Source organism: Paenibacillus sp. ACRRX, from assembly GCF_022346885.1.
GTDB lineage: Bacteria > Bacillota > Bacilli > Paenibacillales > Paenibacillaceae > Paenibacillus_B.
Map to the genome: position 1 here is coordinate 229,342 of NZ_JAKRNK010000008.1, position 18,778 is coordinate 248,119.

The following is an 18,778-nucleotide window of genomic DNA, read 5'->3' on the forward strand; positions in this document are numbered from 1 at the left end:
TCTAAGCCACGTGCAGACACCTTGTATCCTTAAACTTATCCGTTTATTTTCAATCAAAAATGAAAACTGCCGCCGTGCTTTTCGTTCGAAAAAATGCGATTATAGCCAGTTTGTTCATAAACCTCCTTTCTAATTCTACATTTGTGCAGAGCAGTGCCAGTTAATAAAAGAGATGGGCCTGGAGAGAAATAACACGGGTAATAAAGAGTGCTACTTGCGCGGGAATCCGAAATAAGAAAACCCCGAACAAACGGATCGTCATCATGACATCCGATTCATCAGGGTCTGTAAATGCAAAAAAGAACCCAAAATCACGTTCGGGTCCTAAGCCAAATGATCATAAATAGACCCATCTCCTACTGACGAGGTTAGCTGACGGGCTCGGAAAAGATGGATTCCTACGCCATAATGGCGATTCGCCCCAATGAAACGGTTCCCCCGCTTCCCTTGGTTGGGAATTAAGCATATGTAATATTATATATAGGTTTGTGCATATAGTCAACTTTGGTCAAATGTTTGAGCTCATATCCTTCGCTTATTTAAGCCATGAACGTAATAAGCCCAGCACCTATAATCACATAAAAACACCTATGTAGAACCCCCTGAAAGGATATCGCTAACGCATAGTCGCCTTCGCCCAAAAGCCCCCATGAAGACGCGTCGGCTCAGATGTCACAATAAATGCGCGCGGCTCCACATCCATGATGGACTGATATAGTTTTTTTTGATTTTTACGGCGTGCCAGTACCTCCAGCATTAACCGATGTCCGTCTCGCCCGCTCCCAATCCAAGTCGTCACACCGTAACCCAGATCACGCAGATGGTTGGGCAAACCACTCTCTGGATTGTTTACAATCACCCGCAGTGTGACATAACCAAGCGCTATCTTTTCTTCAATCCAAGATCCAACTAACACACCCAATCCATAACCAAGTGCATATACGATCAAACTTATCGGCTGATCCAAATACTTGAGCACCATGTTTAAACCAAGCACATAAATCGTAATTTCGACACAGCTCAGCGCAGCGGCATAATACTTCTGCCCTTTCAGGGTTAAGATCATCCGAAGTGTGAAAAAGGAGACGTAAACGATTTGGATGATAAAAATAGAAACCAATAACCCTATTACCATGAATTTCTCTCTCCTTGGAACTGCCCTTAGTTTATATCTTCATCATTACCCTGACAGCCTACATTCCAAACGGAACAAAAACAGGATATTTCATACATTTCGTTGAAACAATGCGCTTGTCTACACGTACAACTCCTTATTAATAGTTGAATGCTTCTTGTGTTGCAGACCGTGCAAAGCGAGAACCGCCTTAGCCAATTCGTGAATCCTATCAGGAGGTCATTATGACGACATACGAGCAACGTGACACACTACTGCAGGCCAAAATGGAAATTGAAAAGTGGGAAAAAGAACAGCGTGATCTCTGGTTTTGGGAGAAGATTGGGCGTATCCCGTTTATGATAATTGACAAGCTTAGCCCTAAAATATTGCAGCGCAAAGTTGGTCAGGTACTAGATGAAGTCGGCAGCTACCTGCACACAGGGGGACGTTATTTAATCCAAGAAAAGCACGTGTTAAACAAAATTGAAAGCCACTGGAAGAAGACCGCTCCTCAGCAAGGTCTAACCGTTGCGTGTATCGACGATGTTCAGCATGTTCCTCTTGCGGTACGCGACGAAGTCGCGTCTCAACTGCGGGAATCCCATAAAACTGCTGCTTTTGCCCAAGGCGCTACGACAGGCTTTGGCGGCATATTCACGCTGGCGATTGATATTCCTGCGATTTTGGGCATATCGCTCAAGGTCATTCAGGAGACAGCAATCAGCTATGGATTTGATCCGAATAAACGCGAAGAACGTGTATTTGTTGTAAAATGTATGCAGTTTGCTTCGTCTGATATTGTGGGTAAGCAGGCGATTCTTAAAGAGCTCACCGAATTCCATCGTGCTGACCGCGATCGTGAGGCACTGTCAGAGATGCAGGGCTGGCGCGAGACTATGATCGCCTTTACTGATAATTTTGGATGGAAAAAATTGTTCCAGGCGATTCCGATAGCTGGTATGGTGTTTGGCTCCTTTATGAATCGTTCGCTCATTCATGATGTGGCGGAGACGGCACAGATGATGTATAGGAAACGAGTCGTGCTGAAGATGCTTCAGGAGATGGACAATGAGGATGGGGAGATTTCTTAAAGCATAAAAGGAACTGTGGAGTTGAGCTGACGCGAAGCATGGACGCATTTAAGCACAGCCTGGATAGGTAAAGCACAGATAATGCAGCGGTAGCACAGCTTATCTAACAAAGCACTGACAGGCGCAGCAGCACAGCTAGGATAGCAAGTCACAAATGGACGCGGTAGGACACTCTCGCAGCAGAGCAGCTTCAATTGGATATCAGCTTCCTATATTCGTAAAGTCAGTTACCAATAATGAATGTGGCAGACTCACACATTATTATCGGCACTGACTTCACGGGCCATTATCGCTTCACATGGCCCCTTTGCACGTTCATTAATCGCACCCTATCACCTTGCGAATCGCTTCCATATTCAAATGCTTGCGTGTGAGCTCTGCAAGCCGATCATACGCCTGCTCTTTCTTCTCTTTAAACCGAAGCTGCACAGGCAATGGGTCAAATCCCTTAGAAGTACGGATTATGTTTAACCAACCACGGCGAAATTCATCGTTGTGGAACAATCCATGCAAATACGTTCCGAATACGAATCCATCTTCACTTACACAACCGTCATCCGTTCTGCTTAATGTGGTAATATCCGACACTCCACTGTCCCCAGGAGAATCCACTGCAACTGCCGCTAATCTAACAAGTGCAGTTGCATCACTTGATAACTTGACCGAGCGTCCCATATGAATCTCATACCCTTCCATAGCTAGCCCTTGCAGCGGCCTCCATGAGGGCGAACTCGTGATCAACGTGCCTTTCACTTGCTCCGTTCGTTTTATAGCGGCAAATTCCGTCTCGATAGGCAGCAAACCTAAGCCCTCCACTATAGTTCCCGGCTCCGCTTCTACACCTTCCAGATCGATCAATAACTTGCCCAGCATCTGATAGCCTCCGCAAATGCCGACGATCCGCAAATCTTTCTCTTCTCTGCTTCTTCGCTCACGGAGCACGGTCAATGCTTCTGCCAAGCCTGTTGTCTGCAACCACAGCAGATCGGCAATTGTACTCTTCGAACCCGGAATAATAACAACATCTGGATCGCCTAATTGCTGCGGGTGTTTGACGTATCGGATACGCACATCAGATTCAGATGTTAGAGGATCAATATCGGTAAAATTAGAAATTCGCGGGATGGCAAGTACCGCAATATCAATATCCCGTTCTGGATCTATTCGACCTTTCCATTGTTCCAACGCTACTGAATCCTCAGCTTCAATGTCCAAGTCGTCCGCGTAGGGCAGAACGCCCAGTACAGGCTTACCCGTCCGCTCCTCCAACCATGTTAATCCAGGTCGCAAAAGCTCCAGATCGCCTCGGAACTTGTTAATAATAAATCCGACGACTCGCTCGCGTTCATCCGGCTCTAACAGCTCCAACGTACCTACAATCGAGGCAAATACTCCACCACGATCAATGTCTGCGATTAAAATGACGGGTGCATCCGCCCATTTAGCCATATTCATATTAACGATATCATTATGCTTCAGATTAATTTCAGCAGGACTCCCTGCACCTTCCATCACAACGATGTCATACTCTGCCTTTAATCGTTCAACTGCTTCCGTTACAAGCTGACGAGCCACTGGGAGAAAGTCCGAGCGATAATGGAGCGCACTCATATTACGATACGGTTTGCCGTGCACAATGATTTGCGACTGCATGTCCTGCATCGGCTTGATCAGAACGGGGTTCATATCTGTGGTGGCCGTTATTCCGCACGCTTCAGCTTGAACGCCCTGTGCGCGGCCTATTTCTTTGCCGTCAGGAGTTACGTACGAGTTTAACGCCATATTTTGTGATTTAAAAGGCGCAACCCGATAACCATCCTGTTTAAAAATGCGGCAGAGTGCCGTCGTCACCACGCTTTTCCCGACATCAGAAGCAGTACCTTGGAGCATAATCGTCTTTCCAGCAGCCTTCTGAGCAGCACAAGCAGCAACGGCTGCACCCGCAAGGATCTTCTGATCTACATGTGCCCCCACTGCACTTTCATGATTTACTCTATTTTCATGCCTATTGGCTTCATCCTCTAGTCTATTCACCTCTGCACAACCCTGATGGATCTGTCGTTGCTGGCTCATCTTCCTCCACCTCCGTCTAATCCCAAATTGATAACAAGTCCCAACAGCAGCAGCGTCAGCATAATCTCACATATGGCTCCATACGTATCACCGGTTAAACCACCTAATTTACGCGAAATGCTGCGAGAACAAGCCCAACTGAATATTTGGACAATAAGAATATAACCGCCCAACAACAGGATCGGACTCCACCGCCAAGCCTGTTCCATACCCCCAGCTGCAAATGGTGCGGGAAGATTCAATCCCCCGAATAAAAACAACGCTGAGAGTGCAATCGTAGTCAGCATCGTCCCTAGCACATAGAACATATGAACCCCATGAAACATAACACCAAGCCCTGATTCCTTGCGTGCACAAGGCTCCGATGCAATTGCCCACACCATCGCGTAACGACTGCCGATAAACGGGAGAGCAATAAACAATCCCCATTGTCCATGCTCCATCATCACGGCAAACAATGACCACTGAACGAGCAAAACGATAAAACAGACGATAACCCCCATCGCCCCGACGCGGCTATCCTTCATAATTTCCAGCATCCGTTCCCGCGGTCGGTGGCTTAGAATACCATCTGCGGTATCCATAAGGCCATCTAAATGCAATCCTCCTGTTAATCCCAATGCAATGAGCAGCACAAGTGCTGCTGCAGGCCATGGCGGAAGCACAGCTGTTAGCCCTGCCCCTGCCAGCCATACCAATATGCCTACCAGGCCACCCGCAAGCGGAAAGAACACGACACTGCGCTTTAACACTTGATTTGTAAATGGAACTTCCACGGGAAATGGGATACGAGTCAGAAATTGTACGGCAGCCACTAAGGCCTGCAGCCAAAGCTTCATAGGTCTACCCTCAGTCTTTTTATTTCAACAGGAATGCCTGCTGTCACCAGATACACTTCATCTGCAAGTGCAGCCATACGTTGATTCAAGCGGCCAGCAGCATCCCGGAAGGTTCGACCCAGCTTGTAGGCTGGAACTACACCGCTTCCAACCTCGTTTGTTACACATACAAGCATGCCGTCGAATCCTGCTGCCGCCTCTACTATTTGGGTGATGCAATCGTCCACAAGCTGCTCCACGCGCGGATGCTGCTCAACAGCAAGCAGCTCATTCGAGAGCCAGATGGTCAAGCAATCGACGAGTACCGCTGGCTCCGCAGCAGCATTTATCCATGCTGGTAAGCCCCGAGGACTCTCCGCTATACTCCATTTATAATTAGCCTCGACTCTTTGCTGCTGATGAAGGCGGATTCGCTCCCTCATCTCATCGTCATATGCCTCGGCAGTTGCGACATATGTGCTGCCCTGTGGCGAATGCTTCATGACATACCGCTCAGCAAATGAGCTCTTGCCACTGCGGGCTCCGCCTGTGACCAGAACAATGCGGCCACTCATTTCACATCCTCTTGTCCGGATACGCCTGCCTGCGCAAATGTCGCCATCTCCCGCATAACTCGGCAAGCGGCATCAATTAGTTGGAACAAAATTACTGCCCCCGTTCCTTCACCCAAACGCATATTCAAGTGGAGCGGAGCTTGCAAGCGCAGCTCCTGCAGAAGCGCTCGATGCCCTCTTTCATCTGACAGATGTGATCCAATTAAATACCCATGAACCTCTGGCGCTAGTCTCACAGCTGTCAAAGCCGCTGCGCTGGAAATAAATCCGTCAATTACGATAGGTGCCCGATGACGTGCAGCACCCAAAATAACTCCGACAAGTCCAGCAATTTCCAAACCACCTACTTTGGCCAGCACGTCAAGCGCATCTTCCGCCTTCGGTTGATTAAACTCAAGCGCCCGGCGCACCACATTACATTTGTGCTGCCACTGTTCATCACCTATACCAGTACCACGTCCGACTGCATCCTCTGGTGCCATCCCCGTAAATGCACATAAGATGGCGGCACTTGCCGTCGTATTGCCAATTCCCATCTCACCAGTTGCAAATAGGCGGACGCCTTGCTGCACCAGCTCTTCAACCGTATCCACGCCTGCTTGTATGGCAGCTAACGCTTCTTCACGTGACATCGCAGCCTCTTTTACCATATTAGACGTACCATATCGTACCTTACGAGACACCAGATTAGGATGGTTCAATTCGGCATTAACACCCACATCCACGCACACAACCTGCGCCCCCGCTTCGCGTGCCAGCACATTAACAGCCGCGCCGCCGTGTATGAAATTTAACACCATTTGTGGGGTCACTTCTGCTGGAAATGCACTAACGCCTTCCTCACATACACCGTGATCACCCGCCATGACGATAACTGCTTTTTTATCTAATTGAGGGACTGTTTCTCCCGTGATGGCTGCAAGCTGCAGTGAAAGCTGTTCCAGTACACCAAGACTTCCCGGCGGCTTTGTTAACTGATTCTGGTGATTAAGAGCTGCCTGGCGGGCCTCTTCATTTAAATTTGGGATTACGTTACTCCATTGCTGTGTCATCATTCATCATCTCCATTTGTGTCGGTTTATTCTTAGGTGCATCGAAGTGAGTTATCTTCATCATAGATATGAACCGTAAGATCAAACAAATTAGTTTGAGTGTTCTTTACGTTCAAATCAGGCCTTCACGCGTACGCTGCTGCCTCTTCTACAGCAGTTCATCTTGCAAAACAAACACTAAAGCGCTGTCATGATATGCATAACCTAACCTATAAGCAGCAGTAGCGCGCTATTGCTTGTCTCCTACTGATCCAGGACAAACGAGCACTTGCGGCCTACTGCAGTCCGGATGCGGCACAATGACCGTCTTTGTATCAAATACATGCTGCAGCAATTCCGTCGTCATAAGCTGCTGCGGCGTGCCTTCCGCCGCGATCACACCTTCCTGCATCACCATGATCCGATCACAGTACAGCGCGGCCAAGTTCAAATCGTGCAGGACAGACACAACCGTCAAACCGCAATCCTGCTGCCAATCCCTAATCACATCCATAAACTGAACCTGATAGCGAATATCTAGATAAGTGGTCGGTTCATCCAACAAAACAATACTAGGCGATTGCGCCATCAATTTGCCGAGCGCTGCCCGCTGTCGCTGTCCTCCGCTCAACCGGTCCAGCGGGCGATCTGCAATCTGTTCCAGTTGGAGCTTAGACATAATATGATCCACGATCAGCCCGCTATCTTCGCGTTCACTGCCAAACCAGGATTGATAGGGAAATCTGCCCATCTCAACAATATCCCGCACCGTGAAATGCACAGGCGGCAAAGCTTCCTGCTGCAGCACTGCCATAAGACGGGATAATTCCTTTCGCTTATAAGCATGAACGGCTTTTCCATAAATGGATACTGCGCCCTTTGACGGTGTCTCTGCATTAGACAGCAGGGATAACAGCGTTGATTTGCCGCTGCCATTAGGGCCGATAATGCCCAGCCATTCACCTGCTTGAACAGAGAGCGAGACATCATGCAGCACTTGTCGGCCGCCATAGCTATGATACAATCCAGCAGCAGCAATGACAGGGACTTCGGTCACAGCATACGGTTTGCTTGACGTGTAATCACCAGCATTAGCGCCGTCAGAGCCGGCATTAGATTCGATCTTTCCTTTGGACTCCGACATACCTGCTGTTTTTAACGTCTCACTCCCTGGGCCTTGATGTTGATGTGCCATTAGCGCCTCACTCCCCCCGTCTCACCTTTTTGTTGCGTATCAATAAATAAGCAAAGAATGGTGCACCGATAAAGGCAGTGACAACACCCAGCGGAATTTCCGTAGGTGCCAGCGCTGAACGTGCAATCGTATCTGCCCACATCACGTATATACCACCACCCAAAGCTGACATCGGCATAAGCAATCTATAATCAGGTCCTACGATAAGTCGAAGCATATGAGGGACCACCAGTCCTACGAACCCGATGACTCCGGATACAGAGACAGCCCCTGCCGTTACTAACGTTGCAGTTAACAGCACGATCCATTTGGTCCGCTCTACGTCCAATCCTAGATGGGATGCCTGTCGCTCGCCAAGGGCAAGCAGATTGAGCTGCCGCGTATAAGCACACAGCACAATAAAGGTTACTGCAAAATAAGGGGCAATTACATAAATATAAGGCCAGCCTCTTAAAGCCAAACTTCCCATTACCCAAAACAAAATTTCATTGATCGTCTGCTTGGACATCGCTACCATAAAGGACACAATAGCCCCTAGAAATGCATTGGTCACCACACCCGACAGTATTAGGGTCTCGATCGGAATCTTGCCATTTTCCCTTGCCATTCGCAAGACAACAATAAGCGTCAGTACTCCCGTTACAAATGCAACAACTGGTATTGTCCATTGTCCGAAGAAGGCGTACTGCAGCCCAAAATAAATAAGCAGCGCTGCACCAACTGAGGCGCCAGATGATACCCCCAATGTATAAGGATCTGCTAATGGATTACGCAGCACCCCTTGAAACGCAGTCCCTGCAATGCCTAACGAGGCCCCTACCAAAACAGCCAGCAGCACACGCGGGAAACGAACATTCATCATAATTTGAGCAGAAGCATCATCCCAAGTCACTGGAACCTGATCCCCGATCCAAGGAAGGTGGTGCAGCAAAATACGTGTAATCTCGCCAAATGGCATATGTACGGAACCGATTGCAAGACATCCTACAACGGACAAAAGGAGCAGCAATATGCCTGCTCCTCCTGCGATTGTGATGTGTCGCCACGTTAAACGCGATGTTCGGTTGATGTTATTCATCATGCCTCATCCCATCTTAAGTTGCTCATCTTGGTGTAATCTCTCAACAATTGTGGTATTACTTGATTAAATCTGGATAGATGGCTTTTGCAATGATCTTGAGTCCTTCCGCTACACGAGGTCCCGGACGGCTAATCAAGTTCGAGTCAACGCCAATGACCTGGTTGTTCTTGATTGCATTAATGTTTTCCCAGCCCTTGCGTCCACGTATAATCTCTTCAAGCGTCTTGTTTGTAGCCGAATCTACAATACCTTGCGTGAACATGATTACATCTGGGTTGCTCTTAATGATGTTTTCTTCATTGATCTGAACCCAGCCTTGCGCATCCGCTGCTACGTTTACGCCACCTGCCAGCTCGATCAATTCATTCATAAACTCGCCGCTGCCAACCGTCCAGCCTGGTGAGAACTCAATATATACTTTTTTCTTCTCCGTTACATCTTTAACAGCCGTTTGGATATCGTCACGTGTTTTTTTCATGCCCTCTACAATATCTTTCGCTTGCTGCTGACGGTCCGTAATCAGACCATACAATTCGATATTTTTAAGTACATCATCAAATGATTTAGGTTCTACTTTAAATATCGTAATTCCCAAATCACGGAACTTCTTCACCACATCTTCTTTCATGGAGATGCCGGTAAATACGATATCAGGCTTTGCTGCGATAATGGCCTCTTCGTTAGGCTTCATAATGCCGCCCATTTTAGCTTTAGTCTTCGCTGCTTCCGGGTAGTCATCATAATCAGATACCCCTGCAATCTGGCTATCCAGCCCTAAAGCAAACAGGGATTCTGTCTCTGCAGGAGACACCGACACAATACGCTCAGGAGCTTTGTCAAACTTAAACTCTTCTCCTGTTACATCCTTCACTGTTAACGGATATGTAGTCTTTAAGGCATCAGTAGATGTCTCTGTTCCCGTCTGTTCCTGCTGCTTGTCTGGTGCTGGTGTGCCTTCTTCCTTAGCTCCGCCACAAGCAGCGAGGCTTACAGCCAACACGCATACCATCAAAGCTGCTAAAGTACGATTCCACCATGGTTTCATGAATAAATCTCCCCTTATCTTGACAAATAACTTGTTCTCATTCCAGAAACGGTCAGCGCATTTCAGCATCGCTCTTTCGCTCTTCGGATATTGTTAACTATTCCCTACCACATAATAAAATCCCTATTCCACAACATAGCGGGAATAGGGATCTGATCGACTGACATCGTACAGCAGAAGCTTATCGCAGTCAGCTGTCGACATATGCCTCGGATTCATGTCCGCACACATATATCGTCGCTAACAAGCGACCGATAGGAGTTGACGTTGGTCCTTTCCGCGAAGGATTGTTGCTCGTCACGTCTTCTGGCAGGTTTCCTGACTTACGGAATTCATGATGACTATTCCTCCCCATCAGGGTCGGACATTAGCTCATCATAGGGTAACTCCGTTATACAGTGGCGGGACCGTGCCGGAATTGCACCGGCTTCCCTATTACCTGTCTCCTTGCATCTGGGACAGGACCTGAAGACGTCATATACACTTGTCCGTTCCAATTGTGAACTTAATGATTGATTATAGGTGAACAACAGAGGGATAGCAAGTTACATATTTCGCAATCCTACCTTTTCCATCTGGCTCATACGTAGATTGATCTCACCTATCAAGTAATTCTCATGGAAGTGTATGATGCCAACAAAGCACTACACAAGCGGCTCTGTCCGCAGGAATCGCCACTGCCTGCCCCACCGCTGCGCGATGATGATATACCCGCCTCCAGTTGGCACAGTCATGTCCCAGAATGATGCCTCTGGCCAAGCAAGTGTGTACAAGCTGCGCACCACTCCACCGTGTGTCACGATCAAAATGTCCTTAAGGGGGACACTCCTCGGTGAACGAAATGTTCTGCGTACTTTGGAGCATCGGGACACCCATGGTTTACTTCCCTTAGAAGGGGAGCGGACTAACGCGCTTGCCAGAATCGCTTGCCATGCGTCTGCTGTACGTGCTTCAAAGCTGGACCACGATTCCCCGCCTGGCGGGACAACCGCCTCCATGTTGTCCAGCCAGGCGCGATAGTGGTCGTCCGCTTGCAAGTCGCTGTATGTCAGGCCTTCCCATTGGCCGAAATCAAGCTCGCGCAAGCGCTCATCAAACACGGCCCGCTGTGCGCCGTGTGGGCACACCTGCGCCAAGGTGCTCACGCACCGGCGCATATCGCTCGCGAATGCGAGCGGACGCCGCGCTGCCAGCTTGCGGCGCAGCGGGCGTAAAGCCGCTCCGGCCTCAGGCAGGAGCGGCACGTCCGAGCGGCTGACATACCGCCGCTCGACATTAGCGCGCGTCACACCGTGGCGCGCAACATACAGTCGCACCAGCACAGGGGTGCGACGATTGCCGACTGTGCCCCTATTGCGGGCTAAGCCTTTATGTAGAGCCTCACTCCTGTCACACGCCATTTGCTTGCTGCGAGTCGCACTTTGGCTAACCGCGGAGCTTCTACCGCTCAACACACGTTTGCCTGGTGACTTACGACAGCCACGTGCTGAACATCGGGTAAACGCTATGCTATTGCCACCTGTCGTTGCATCCCTTGCCTCACCTCTCGCTGGCTTGCGACGATTTGCCACGCTATCCCCTCTAGCTGCTCGATGATGCCCTACTGCTCGTGGTCGCCTTACTGCTCGTGGAAGTGACATCACAGCAGCCACCCACCGCGCAGCATAAGCGCGAGCAAGCCCAGCACCGCGAACAGCAGTGAAGTACCACGCAGCAGCCGACAAGTTGCCGGAATATGCTTCGCTGCCAGTTCCTCCAACGGTTTCCCCATATAGGCACGGAAAGATCGAACGCCTTTGTACACGTTGTAGCCACCCAAGCGTATGTGGAGCGCGCCCGCAACCGCCGCTTCCGGCCAGCCGCTGTTCGGACTCGGGTGTTCCTCCGCGTCGTGCAGCGCCGTCTGCCAGGCACGCTTCGCATCACCTGCCCGAAACAGCCAGGCACTAACAGTCAGCAGCAGAGCCGTAACACGTGCAGGAATCCAGTTCGCCAAATCGTCCAAGCGGGCTGATGCCCATCCGAGATTCATGTATTTTTCATTTTTATACCCAACCATCGAATCTAACGTATTAATGGCTCTATAGGCCATGGCGAGTGGGGCACCACCAAATAACGCAAAAAATAACGGAGAAATAACCGCATCCACGATATTTTCAGCCACAGTTTCTACTGTAGCCCGAACAATTTCGGGTTCATCCAGCGTATCTGTGTCACGTCCGACAATCATGCCCACCTCTCGTCTAGCACCAGCTAAGTCTCCCCCCGCAAGCTTGCGGTATACCGCCATCCCGGCATCTTGCAGCCCCTTGACCGCAATTGTGGTCCCAATCAGCAGAGCTTCTACTCCCCACGCCAGCCACGGATGGACATGATGCAGTGCAAAGAGCAGCGTCCATGTCACACCCCAAGTCCCGCCGACGATGACAAGCGGCAGCAGGATGCCTAATGGCTTCAACATCCTTTCCGACCCCGATACACGCCGGATAAATCGCTCCATTGCAGTTATTCCCTTACCGATCATGACAACCGGATGCGGCAGCCAACGCGGATCGCCAACAATTCGATCCCATATGTAAGCTGCAGCCCATATTGCCGCTGCGTACATGTTCTACGTCCCCCTTGCCGCCTTTATACTTTATCTAGTTCCTACCTTGTTACGAAACCTAGCTAGACAGCATCATTATCATCTTCAAACTGGGTACGTACCGATTCGGACACCGTATTATAGACCAGCATGCCGAGCTCATTACCAATCGTTGTTGCTGTGCCGCCATACCGATGTTCGGCCGTATAGCGTCCACGATCCAATATCGCGATTGCTACCGTATCCGTTGTTGTACCCGTAGCGATTAATCCGGTTTCACGATCCCGGATATTTAAATCAGCAAGCGCAGCTGCCTTAGCTTCCACTGCACTTTGAAGCAGGTTCAACACAGCGGCTTCCTGAATACGTGCCTCAATAACAATGATTGTATTAATTGTGCCTGGTATCATCCCAGAGAACTTATCGTCTTTATGGTCCTGCGCTTTTGCAAGTGAATCCTTACGCTCCAAGTTCTCATCAAGAGTCAAGTAAGAGGAGTATGTCTCTCGCTTCATACCCGCTCGTGCTGCATTAGAGGTGCCAGCTGTTGTAGCGCAGAATAACGAGAATTGATCACCCTCTAGTCCTTCTACAGACAAGTGTGTCATCCTGGCTGCAGTTAGCAAACCAACCGTATGTTTGGCATCATAACCCCATTCCTTACACTTCAACTCCATATAACCTACAGGATCGCTGCAATCGAATCCTTTGCCCACCATATGATTAACAATTTTAGTAGCTTGAGCATGTCCGCCGTGGAAGACTGCACTGCTCCACACATCGGCTGTCTCTTCCCACTCTACGACGGCATGTTCATTGCGCCAAGTTACTTTAACCCCTTGCACATGTTGAGATTCATAATATTGACTTCCTTTTCGGTAAGGCTGCACTTGATTGTCCTCCTTTTATGAACTACAATCTCAATACGTCCACTAGTTCCTGCATCAATCTTTCATTAGCTGTACGGTCTTTGACAGCAAGCCGGAAATGCCCGTCCTGCAGTCCGTCATACATCGAGCAGCTGCGAATCAGAATCCCTCGCGTACCCAACTGCTGCTGCAGCTTTTCCGCTGACCAAGGTGCAGGGAGATGACACAACATAAAGTTCGCCGCGCTTCGCCATGAACGGACACCTTGCTTTGTTAATTGCTCTTCCATCCACGTACGTTCTGAGCTCACCATGTTTCTAGTCTGATGTTCATATTCAATTAGCAACTGTCGGTTGTTCTTATCAAATAACGCCTCTCCCGCTGCCAATGCAAAGCCATTCACACTCCATGTCACCTGTTTTCTTGTCATCTCAGCAATTCGCGTAGGCGAAGCGAGCGCATAACCAAGTCTTAGACCAGGAATGGCATAAAACTTCGTTAAAGAGCGTAGGATGACGATGTGGTTAAATTCCGTTAACAACGGAAGGGCAGTATAAGCGGCCTCATCATCCAGAAAGTCGATAAACGCTTCATCTACGACCAATATGCAGCCCGATTGCTCCGCAGCTATAGCAGCCTTACGAAGTGTACTTCTGTCATACAAAGCGCCAGTCGGATTGTTAGGGTGCCCGATAAAGCACACCTCGACTTTTCGGATCAATGATACGATTTGGTCCTCAGAAGCACGGTAATCCGGATCGCTGCCAGTAACATGTAATACATTTGCACCGTATTGCTTGGCGAGCGCTTCGTATTCGGAGAAGCAAGGAGACACTACACCAACTAAGCTTGGACTGTATGCCAGCAATACAAGTGCCATACATTCAGCTGCCCCATTACCTAGCATCAACTGCGACTCCGTCACTTGAAGCCTGTCTGCAAGTGATGCCTTTAGGATGCGGTGAGCAGGGTCTGGATATTGAAGCATTCGGTCCCATGCTTGTTTTAACGACTCACGTACAAATAAAGGAGGTCCCAAAGGATTAATATTGGCGCTGTAATCCAGAAATTCATCCGCTCGGCCACCAAACGCGGCTGCCGCTGTCCAAACGTCACCCCCGTGACCATAACGTTCTACTTTAGCCATGCTAGCATCCTCCACAACACTAGTACTTTGTAATGATCTTGCATCAGTTAAATCTTTTCTTGCCTGCAGCACATTTCGCTGACGTTCCGGTTTGTTTCCTATCCTGCTCTTAATTAATTTTGCTGTGTTATTCAGGTTTACTACTTCACAATTCATTACTTTCATGTTAGCACTCCGCTAACAGTGCTTTATCGCGCTGATGCTCTTATGTATCATCGTTCATTTTAATCCTGTAAGCTCCAACTTACAATGACCCACGTCAACATCTCCTCACAGGCACTATTGCCAAACTGTTAATTGTTATATACTAAAGACAACGCTATTGCTTATTTTAGAAATATGGCATACCCTTGTTTCATCTTAATTAGATTCTTTCACAACCAATTAAGATAACGCTTACATTCGTACCTTATTCTAGCTGTTGTCTAGGCCGAAGCTCTATCTCAATAGGTGCAATTCGGTTTTAAATTTGCGATAATACAATAGAACCACCCTTATATTCAAGGAGGAACCCTTATGTCGGTGCATCACAAAACATCATGGGCATCGCTTGGCGCCGCCATTGTCGTTACCGTCTATTATACGATTGTGCTGCTGACGCTAAAAGGAAATATTGCGCTGTACAGCACCGAAATGATGGCACTTGCCCGCAATGTATTCGGAATCGCCGTGGTGTTCCAAGTACTTATGTATTTTGTTAACTTTATGTCCAAAGACGAAGCGGAAGACAAAGAAGTGGCGCGGCACATCTCGCTCAGAGCGAATCAAGGCGCACTATTCTTTATGGTCCTTGCGGTAGCATGCTGCGCTGCCTATTTGATATACGTATCTGATACGCGAACACTGCTGTTGTCACCACTTGTATGCGCCCATCTGCTCGTCAGCGTACTGTTGGCTGCCTGGATCGTCAAATATTTATCTGAGCTTATTTTCTACCGTCGTACGTTCCGAGCAGATCCGCTAGACAACGAACTATCCTGACGCTAAATGTAAACGATTTCTTGTCATATGCATGCTTCATGAACTCGCCTAGCTTGTGTAAGCTAACAAAGACTGCCCTCTCGTGTAAAGTTCACGATGCGGGCAGTCTTTTGTCATCTCTATGCTAAATGTTTATACGTCTTCAGAAGGACGATAATAACTTACAGCACCGTGAAGCGCTCTTCAGCAGGTGTGCGTGGACGTGCCGCGCCAGCTTTGTCCACGAAGCCCATATGCAATACGGCAATGATCTTCTCGCCAGGTTGAACACCGAGCGTGTTACGGTAGTCTTTGTTGTAAATATATTCGCCCGTATGCCAGAGCATCCCAATACCTTCTTCCCATGCAGCTAACTGGAAATTCTGGACTAGACTGGCTGCAGCCATCATATCCTCGTCCCGAATGTGCGGATGTGCAGCCTCTGGCATCACTACGACCAAGTAAGCTGGAACAGAGTTGGCATATTTAAGCCATTTGGCTTTCTGCTCTTCGTCAGCACCTTTGAACTTTCCTTTTAACAAAATATTGTAGAGGCAGTTTACCAGCTGACTTTTGCCCTCATCGGCTGCAAATATAAATCTCCAAGGCTCACGCAAACCATGATTAGGTGCCCAGACTGCATCGTTAAGCAGGCGAATTACAGTCTCCTGCGGCAATATTTGTTCCTTAAATTGGTTGGTAGTACGGCGATTACGGATCGTTTCAGATATAGACATATTGGTACCTCCCCATTTATATAAAAATTGTATGATCAAGTTTTCTTCTTTATTATATTTGATAACGATTATCAATTTCAAACATCATTTTATATTTACTAGGGAATCGATTACAATGTATATATAACAGCTGCACCCACGAGGAGGACCATTAGATGAAATTTATTGACAACCAAGGCATTACTGACCCGCGCATTAACTTGGCGATTGAGGAGTTCGTACTTAAGCATCTTCCGATGGACGAGGATAGCTATTTGTTATTTTACATAAATGAGCCATCTATCATTATCGGCCGCAACCAGAATACAATCGAGGAAATCAATGCCGATTATGTGAAAGAGCAGAATATTCATGTCGTGCGCCGCTTATCTGGCGGCGGTGCCGTCTATCATGACCTTGGAAACCTGAACTTCAGCTTTCTGACCAAGGATGATGGCGAATCGTTCAGCAATTTCCGTAAGTTTACACAGCCTGTTATCGATATGCTCCGCTCGCTTGGCGTAGATGCGGACCTGACAGGCCGTAACGATATTCAAGTTGGTGAGCGCAAAATATCCGGCAACGCACAATTTGCTAGTCGCGGCCGTATGTTCAGTCATGGCACGCTGCTGTTTGACTCACAAATGGAGCACGTCGCTTCCGCACTTAAAGTTAAGCAGATGAAGATTGAATCGAAGAGCACCAAGTCAGTGCGCTCCCGCGTCGCCAACATTACCGAATTTTTGGACGAGTCCATGTCAGTCGAAGAGTTTCGTGCTGCTATTCTGCGTCATATCTTCGGTATGGAGCCAGATCAAGTGCCACAATACAAGCTTACCGAGGAAGACTGGAAGAAGATATACGAAATCTCGGAAGAACGTTACCAGAGCTGGGATTGGAACTATGGCTACTCACCTAAATTCAACGTACAGAACGCCAAAAAATATCCGGCGGGTATCATCGATGTACGTCTTGATGTCAAGGACGGACGCATTCAAGCCGTCAAAATATTCGGAGACTTCTTCGGCATTGGCGAAGTAAATGATGTAGAGACCTTGCTGGCTGACGTAAAGTTTGAGGAGCAAGCCGTACGTTCTGCATTAGCTGATTTGGATATGGTGCATTACTTCGGTAATATCGAGAAGGAAGATTTTGTTCAGCTGTTGTTGCTCCAGCAATAATAGCTTCCGTATGAGATATTAGACTCCGTAGTCTCAAGTGAAAACAACTGCTTTATTGATGAACAACCTGAACCAAAGGGATATTTAGTAACACGGCCATTAGCAATCAAACAGGACATGCCTACACACGTTAATCGTGTTTAAGGTAAGTGTCCTGTTTATTTTTTTAGGGGGTTGCATTGCCAAACACCATTCCTATAAAATAATTAATTTGCTTTCTGGGTGCAGACTTGGAGCCAGTGTTATACAACCCCTGTGCGTATTGTCATCCTTTTTGCCTTGGAGCCGTGGCTGCAGCACTTACGACATTATTATCTTTGCAGGATATAAGCTGGGAGTGCTTGCGTTGTGGGTTTGTATCTGCATTTTTGCCAGTATGATCGTTGCGGAATTGAAATGGGGCTCACATCAGGTACAATAGAGTAAGGAACAAAATATACAAATATATAAATCCAAGGAGAGAACTGATGTACAAATTAATCGCAATAGACGTTGATGATACACTGATCACGGACGAGAAGCTCGTAACAGAAGGCACAAAGCGAGCATTGGAACAAGCCGTCGCGCAAGGCGTGCACGTCACACTCGCAACAGGACGTATGTATGCTTCTGCGCGCAAGATCGCACTGCAAACAGGGTTAAACGTACCACTTATTACGTATCAAGGCTCCTTGATCAAAAATATTATGGACGGCGAGGTCCTTTACGAACGCGCTGTGCCAAATACGGCTGCCCAAAAATTGCTCCAATACTGCACGGAGCATAATGTGCACCTGCAGTTGTATGTGAATGACCTTTTGTATGCCCGTGAAGAAAATGATAAATTGATTGGCTATTCTCAATTAAACAATATTCCATACGTGATTGAGCCGGACTTTGACAAGCTGCTAGCTTCCCCGTCAACTAAAATGCTCATGATCGATGAGCCGGCACGACTGGATGAAATTGCACCTGAACTTCGCGAGTTGCTTGGTTCTGAGGTTCATATTACGAAGTCCAAGCCGCACTTCTTGGAAGTAACCCATCATGAAGGCACAAAAGGCAATGCACTTCGCTTTCTGGCCGACCATTTTGGCTGCTCCATTGAAGAAACGATTGGTATTGGCGATTCATGGAATGATCATGATTTGATCGAAGTCGCTGGTCTTGGTGTTGCGATGGAAAATGCGGTGGACTCACTGAAACAAGTCGCAAACTATGTGACGTTGTCCAATAACGAAGAAGGTGTTCGTCACGTTATTGAGAAGTTTGTACTGCAAACTAGCAAGGTGTAACCCAGTCATATTAAAACG

Annotated in this window: 17 protein-coding genes and 2 riboswitches; of the genes, 4 read left to right on the forward strand and 13 right to left on the reverse strand. The window is 48.0% G+C overall.

Going from position 1 to position 18,778, the window contains the following annotated elements; all coding sequences use genetic code 11:
- Positions 1 to 341: 341 nt before the first annotated feature.
- Positions 342 to 475, reverse strand: a riboswitch (cyclic di-AMP (ydaO/yuaA leader).
- A 141-nt stretch (positions 476 to 616) separates the two neighbouring features.
- Positions 617 to 1,135: a DUF2179 domain-containing protein gene (locus MH117_RS21400; RefSeq protein WP_239332286.1), complete on the reverse strand. Its 519-nt coding sequence runs from the start codon at positions 1,133 to 1,135 to the stop codon at positions 617 to 619.
- A gap of 224 nt (positions 1,136 to 1,359) precedes the next feature.
- On the opposite strand from MH117_RS21400, the gene MH117_RS21405 reads away from it, so the two are divergent.
- Positions 1,360 to 2,208 (forward strand): EcsC family protein, encoded by an 849-nt coding sequence (locus MH117_RS21405; RefSeq protein ID WP_239332288.1) that lies wholly within the window; start codon positions 1,360 to 1,362, stop codon positions 2,206 to 2,208.
- Between the two features lie 318 nt (positions 2,209 to 2,526).
- On the opposite strand, the gene MH117_RS21410 is transcribed toward MH117_RS21405, so the two are convergent.
- The 11 genes from MH117_RS21410 to cobD all read right to left on the reverse strand — a co-directional run bounded on the left by MH117_RS21410 (position 2,527) and on the right by cobD (position 14,629).
- Positions 2,527 to 4,098, reverse strand: a complete 1,572-nt coding sequence (locus tag MH117_RS21410; RefSeq protein WP_239332398.1) for a cobyric acid synthase — start codon at positions 4,096 to 4,098, stop codon at positions 2,527 to 2,529.
- 179 nt (positions 4,099 to 4,277) lie between these two features.
- Entirely contained in the window at positions 4,278 to 5,120 is an 843-nt protein-coding gene (gene cobS, locus MH117_RS21415) for an adenosylcobinamide-GDP ribazoletransferase (RefSeq protein ID WP_239332290.1), read from the reverse strand.
- Positions 5,117 to 5,674, reverse strand: coding sequence for a bifunctional adenosylcobinamide kinase/adenosylcobinamide-phosphate guanylyltransferase (gene cobU / locus MH117_RS21420; protein ID WP_239332292.1), 558 nt, complete (start codon positions 5,672 to 5,674; stop codon positions 5,117 to 5,119). Before cobU ends, cobS begins: the two co-directional genes overlap by 4 nt.
- Positions 5,671 to 6,726 (reverse strand): nicotinate-nucleotide--dimethylbenzimidazole phosphoribosyltransferase, encoded by a 1,056-nt coding sequence (gene cobT, locus MH117_RS21425; protein ID WP_239332294.1) that lies wholly within the window; start codon positions 6,724 to 6,726, stop codon positions 5,671 to 5,673. The genes cobU and cobT overlap by 4 nt, the downstream gene beginning before the upstream one ends.
- Positions 6,727 to 6,955: 229 nt before the next feature.
- Positions 6,956 to 7,900, reverse strand: coding sequence for an ABC transporter ATP-binding protein (locus MH117_RS21430; RefSeq protein ID WP_239332296.1), 945 nt, complete (start codon positions 7,898 to 7,900; stop codon positions 6,956 to 6,958).
- Between the two features lie 7 nt (positions 7,901 to 7,907).
- Entirely contained in the window at positions 7,908 to 8,978 is a 1,071-nt protein-coding gene (locus MH117_RS21435; RefSeq protein WP_239332298.1) for a FecCD family ABC transporter permease, read from the reverse strand.
- 58 nt (positions 8,979 to 9,036) lie between these two features.
- A complete protein-coding gene (locus MH117_RS21440) occupies positions 9,037 to 10,026 on the reverse strand; it encodes an ABC transporter substrate-binding protein (protein ID WP_239332300.1) in 990 nt (329 codons plus the stop codon).
- A gap of 291 nt (positions 10,027 to 10,317) precedes the next feature.
- Positions 10,318 to 10,510, reverse strand: a riboswitch (cobalamin riboswitch).
- A 160-nt stretch (positions 10,511 to 10,670) separates the two neighbouring features.
- Complete coding sequence (locus MH117_RS21445; protein WP_239332302.1) at positions 10,671 to 11,750, reverse strand: histidine phosphatase family protein; 1,080 nt, start codon at positions 11,748 to 11,750, stop codon at positions 10,671 to 10,673.
- Positions 11,666 to 12,634, reverse strand: a complete 969-nt coding sequence (gene cbiB, locus MH117_RS21450) for an adenosylcobinamide-phosphate synthase CbiB (protein WP_239332304.1) — start codon at positions 12,632 to 12,634, stop codon at positions 11,666 to 11,668. The genes MH117_RS21445 and cbiB overlap by 85 nt, the downstream gene beginning before the upstream one ends.
- A 62-nt stretch (positions 12,635 to 12,696) precedes the next feature.
- The gene (locus MH117_RS21455) at positions 12,697 to 13,503 is read right to left on the reverse strand and encodes an adenosylcobinamide amidohydrolase (protein WP_239332306.1); all 807 of its coding nucleotides are present in this window, start codon (positions 13,501 to 13,503) and stop codon (positions 12,697 to 12,699) included.
- Between the two features lie 22 nt (positions 13,504 to 13,525).
- The gene (gene cobD, locus MH117_RS21460; protein ID WP_239332308.1) at positions 13,526 to 14,629 is read right to left on the reverse strand and encodes a threonine-phosphate decarboxylase CobD; all 1,104 of its coding nucleotides are present in this window, start codon (positions 14,627 to 14,629) and stop codon (positions 13,526 to 13,528) included.
- Between the two features lie 516 nt (positions 14,630 to 15,145).
- Between cobD and MH117_RS21465 the strand changes: the two genes are divergently transcribed.
- A complete protein-coding gene (locus MH117_RS21465) occupies positions 15,146 to 15,610 on the forward strand; it encodes a phosphatase (protein ID WP_239332310.1) in 465 nt (154 codons plus the stop codon).
- Between the two features lie 161 nt (positions 15,611 to 15,771).
- Here MH117_RS21465 and MH117_RS21470 read toward each other — a convergent pair whose 3' ends face one another.
- A complete protein-coding gene (locus tag MH117_RS21470; protein ID WP_239332312.1) occupies positions 15,772 to 16,326 on the reverse strand; it encodes a nitroreductase family protein in 555 nt (184 codons plus the stop codon).
- Between the two features lie 155 nt (positions 16,327 to 16,481).
- Between MH117_RS21470 and lplA the strand changes: the two genes are divergently transcribed.
- Positions 16,482 to 17,486: a lipoate--protein ligase gene (gene lplA, locus MH117_RS21475; protein WP_239332314.1), complete on the forward strand. Its 1,005-nt coding sequence runs from the start codon at positions 16,482 to 16,484 to the stop codon at positions 17,484 to 17,486.
- A 467-nt stretch (positions 17,487 to 17,953) separates the two neighbouring features.
- Positions 17,954 to 18,760: a Cof-type HAD-IIB family hydrolase gene (locus MH117_RS21480; protein WP_239332316.1), complete on the forward strand. Its 807-nt coding sequence runs from the start codon at positions 17,954 to 17,956 to the stop codon at positions 18,758 to 18,760.
- Positions 18,761 to 18,778 lie beyond the last annotated feature (18 nt).